Source organism: Candidatus Goldiibacteriota bacterium, assembly GCA_016937715.1.
In the GTDB taxonomy this organism is placed as follows: Bacteria; Oederibacteriota; PGYV01; order PGYV01; family PGYV01; genus PGYV01.
The window spans coordinates 1-4,079 of sequence record JAFGWA010000106.1 but is presented as its reverse complement, the minus strand read 5'-3'; the positions used below and the strand labels follow the sequence as shown (position 1 = coordinate 4,079).

Annotated in this window: 4 protein-coding genes; 1 reads left to right on the top strand and 3 read right to left on the bottom strand. The window is 42.3% G+C overall.

Features of this window, described 5'->3' with window-relative positions; translation table 11 throughout:
* Positions 1-183 precede the first annotated feature (183 nt).
* Positions 184-1,512 (top strand): 16S rRNA (cytosine(967)-C(5))-methyltransferase RsmB, encoded by a 1,329-nt coding sequence (rsmB, locus tag JXR81_10225; GenBank protein ID MBN2755219.1) that lies wholly within the window; start codon positions 184-186, stop codon positions 1,510-1,512.
* 332 nt (positions 1,513-1,844) lie between these two features.
* Here the strand turns inward: rsmB and JXR81_10220 are convergent, their stop codons facing one another.
* From JXR81_10220 to JXR81_10210, 3 genes are all read right to left on the bottom strand, one after another.
* Positions 1,845-2,303, bottom strand: a complete 459-nt coding sequence (locus JXR81_10220) for a transposase (GenBank protein ID MBN2755218.1) — start codon at positions 2,301-2,303, stop codon at positions 1,845-1,847.
* A 171-nt stretch (positions 2,304-2,474) separates the two neighbouring features.
* Positions 2,475-3,302, bottom strand: a complete 828-nt coding sequence (locus JXR81_10215; protein MBN2755217.1) for a zinc metalloprotease HtpX — start codon at positions 3,300-3,302, stop codon at positions 2,475-2,477.
* Positions 3,303-3,538: 236 nt separating this feature from the next.
* Complete coding sequence (locus tag JXR81_10210; protein MBN2755216.1) at positions 3,539-3,907, bottom strand: PilZ domain-containing protein; 369 nt, start codon at positions 3,905-3,907, stop codon at positions 3,539-3,541.
* Positions 3,908-4,079: the final 172 nt, after the last annotated feature.

Sequence of the window (4,079 nt, the reverse complement as noted above, 5' to 3'; positions counted from 1 at the left end):
AAGACAGCCAATGACATGATAATACAAAATGCTACAAGGAAAATGTGTGGGATCTTTGAAGTGGTGCAATAAAACTTGCAAGTTGCCTATGATTTCTTTTGCGATACTATCCCTGTAAAATTCTTTCGGTTTATGGCATAATCTTTATAATTTAGAGAGCGAAATGAAAATACGGAGGAATAAATGGTACCACGCAGGGATTTTCGGCTGATTGCTTTTAAAATATTAAACGATACCTTTGTCAGCAAACGGTGGGTAAAAGAGTCCATCGAAGACAACATGGGCGATATAAACGAAGAACACCGCGACATCGCCAAAATATATGAACTATGCTACGGAATTTTACGCAACAAAACCCTTATTGATTTTCGCCTTTCAAAATTTATTAAAAAACCCGTTGAAGACGTCAAACTTTTAAACATCCTTCGCATCGGCTACTGGCAGATTAAAAAAATGGATTCTATCCCGCCATACGCGGCAATTAACACCTGCGTTGACCTTGCAAAGGAATTTGTCCACCCAAAAACAGGCGGGTTTATTAACGCGGTATTAAGGAACCTTTTAAAAGATACATCAGAAGACGGTATTTCAAAGAAAAAACCGGAAGAGTACCTTGCAACCACATATTCCTATGAGAAGTGGATGGTTAAATTTTTCCTTAAACATTATCCAAAAGAAGCTGAAGCAATCATGCAGGCAGGCAATGTGAAGCCGCCTTTTTTTATAAGGGTCAACACGCTTAAAACAGACGCGGAAGAACTTATAAAAACCCTTAAACAAAACTCTATTGAAGCCGAGCCGGTAAAAAACTTTAAAAACGCACTGCTTATAAAATCCGGCAATCCTATTGACTGTGAGCCATTCGCCCACGGTCTGTACTACGTGCAGGACCTTGCGTCGCAGGCGCTTGGCGCGTTTATTGACGCCGGAGCCAAAGAGAGCGTTATTGATATCGGAAGCGCGCCGGGCGGCAAAGCCGCGTATATGGCAATGTCAATGGAAAACAAAGGCGGTATCGCGGCAATTGAATCTGACGCAGGCCGCGCGCGCATGATAGATAATACAACCGCACGGCTTGGCATAACAAACGTAAAAGTAATTACCCACGACGCAACGCTGGATATACCCGCGCTGCACGATACCGCAGATAAGGTTCTGGTGGACGCGCCATGTTCCGCGCTTGGCGTAATAAGGCGGCACCCGGAAAAAAAGTGGTGCCTGGAAGAAGCGGAATTAAAAGACTTCCCCAAAACACAGCTGGCAATTTTAAAAACAGCGGCAGGCTGGGTAAAAAAAGGCGGCGAACTGTTTTATTCCACATGCACAATTAACCCCGCAGAGAACGAGGGGGTTGTGGAGAAGTTTTTGGAAACCATTGACGGATTTAAACAGGTTACAGTCACAGAAAATTCAAAATTCAGCGATTTTATAAAAAAGAAATATTTTGTATCCTTGCCGGGCAACGAGATGAATATGGATGGTTTTTTTATTGCAAAGTTTATAAAGAAATAATTTTTATCATATTGGTTTAGCCTTGGTAGCCGCACCCTTTTAGGGTGCGTTGTTTAGAATTTACATTGTTTTCGCCCTCGTAGTCGCACCCTTTTAATACCGAACATATAATTAAATTGTTCGGTATTATGTGCGGCACTTGAATTTAAAAAACATCCCGCTTCACAAATAAACTACTAAACACCAAACCTTAAAACTAACTGTCCCCTAACACTTGTGCTTATAAATCCGCGCAAGCCCGGGGATTTCCGCTCACAGGCTCGCTCCAACCGCACCCTGAAAGGGTGCGCCTACCATACCCACAACTAACCAATAACAATAACAACCTATATTTATTCTTTAAAACTTAACGAACCAAAATATTTATACTTTTTCCAGTCGTCTATCAGACCTTTTCTTACAGGATTTTCTGCGATGTATCTAATGTGTTTGCTTAACTCCTTCTCTGAACGTAATATATGATCATAGTAACTCTTCTGCCAGGAGAATGATGAATTAATGGTATTTTTGATTTTATAAGACGTTTTTTGTTTAAACATATTTAACAGTTTTAAAAGATTCGCGTTTGTTTCCCTGCCCTGAAGAATCATATGCATATGATCCGGCATAAATACATATCCCCAATTGATTACGTTATAACTATCAATCCCGTTTTTTAGAATATTCAGGCATTCAAAGATTAATTTCTCGTCATTAAAATAACATTCTTTATTTTCACAGCATAACGTGAAAGCCACGGCACTACATCCGGTATAACAGGATGCGCGCAGCCTGTGCGGTTTTTCTTTCATCTCTACCCTCTATGTTTTTAATTCAACTGCCGCACCCTGAAAGGGTGCGCCTACCAGAACCACAACAAGACATTATAAAACAATACCAAACCTTAAAACTAACTGCCGCACCTTAAAAGGGTGCGCCTACCATACCCACGACAAAACATTACCAAACAGAATAAATAATACTTACCTGTGCCATTTCAGCAAGTTAGCCCTTCTCTGTTCCAGCGTCGGGTGGGTGGAAAACAGGCTTGCCAGCATACCCGCGGTAAACGGGCTGGCGATAAGCATGTGCTGGGTCGCCGGGGTGGCGTGGGTGGGAAGCTGCTTTTTCATTCCGCCTGTAATCGCTTCCAACGCGGAAATCAAATCCTGCGGCCTGCCGGTAATATTTGCGGCTTCTGTGTCAGCGGCGTATTCCATTGAACGTGATATCATCATTTGAATTAAAATAGCCGCTATGGGCCCAAGTATCATCATTATTATTCCGCCCATGCCGCCGCCGTTATCATCATCCCTTCCGCCAAAAAACATCGCAAAGCGCGACAACATCATTATGGCGCCTGCCACGGACGCGGCTATTGTGCCTGTTAAAATATCACGGTGTTTAACATGCGAAAGTTCGTGCGCAAGCACGGCTTCAAGCTGGCGCTGGTCAAGTGTATTTAATAATCCCGTGGTTACTGCCACTACCGCGTTTTTTGGATTTCTGCCTGTCGCAAAAGCGTTCGGCGATGGTTCATCCACTATATAAACTTTGGGCATAGGAAGCTGGGCAATTGTTGTTAGCCTTTGAACCGCGGCGTAAAGCTGCGGCGCCTGCTGCGGCGTTACCGGCTTGGCTTTGTAAGCCATAAGCACCATTTTATCCGAAAACCAGTAGCTGAAAAAATTCATCCCTACGGATACAGCCAGCGCAATCATCATTCCCTGCTGACCGCCGAAATAATTTCCTATAAACATAAATAACGCAACAAAACCTGTCATTAAAAGCATCGTTTTAAAGTAATTCATGTTATTACCTCCTGAATCATTAATATTATCCCTGTACGGGGATAAAAAAAAGGCGGAACACGTATTTAACGCGCCCCGCCCCTTTATCATAACAGAGTTTTTTAAGTCACAATGTTTCTGCGTATTTCGTCCGCATGCCCGACACTACAAAGCCGCCGGTTTTACTTCCGTCCCTCTGACCATCCGTGCATCCGTCCCTCGGCTTTTCAGGCTTTCTACTTAACTGCTTATGTTTTCTATCCCACCACATCTTCTATCATTTTCTTATCTTCATCTTTTAACACAAGAAATTCTATGCCTATCCTGTACCTTTTAATATTGGAATCTTTTGCCACCCAGCGTACTTCCGCGAATGTTATTACCGGTTCTTTACGGCCTTCCACCGTGAATTCAAGGCGTAATATCTGGTCAGGTACAAGTTCCATTTCGTCAAGAAGCTGAATGCCGCCTATGCTGATATTGGCGCTTTCGGTCACTTTTCTTGATGCCTGCCTTTTAATATCATCTATTTCATTGGGAATTGATACCACTTTATATGATACGGAAATCTTTTTATCCGTTCTCTTAAACTTTCTGCGTTCAATGTAAAGTTCGCTGTCAGTCATATTTATCCCCTTTCGTCATTTTATATACCTATTATAAACCTATTGAATTTACCTGTCAATACAGCAAGTCAGCGCCGCAGTTTTTGGCAACTTGCAAGTTTTATTGCACCACTTCAAAGATCCCACACATTTTCCTTGTAGCATTTTGTATTATCATGTCATTGGCTGTCTT

What these genes read in the sequence shown, in the direction of transcription:
- rsmB (MBN2755219.1), top strand. Translation starts at nt 184, where the DNA reads ATGGTACCACGCAGGGATTTTCGGCTGATTGCTTTTAAAATATTAAAC.
- JXR81_10220 (MBN2755218.1), bottom strand. Translation starts at nt 2,303, where the DNA reads ATGAAAGAAAAACCGCACAGGCTGCGCGCATCCTGTTATACCGGATGT.
- JXR81_10215 (MBN2755217.1), bottom strand. Translation starts at nt 3,302, where the DNA reads ATGAATTACTTTAAAACGATGCTTTTAATGACAGGTTTTGTTGCGTTA.
- JXR81_10210 (MBN2755216.1), bottom strand. Translation starts at nt 3,907, where the DNA reads ATGACTGACAGCGAACTTTACATTGAACGCAGAAAGTTTAAGAGAACG.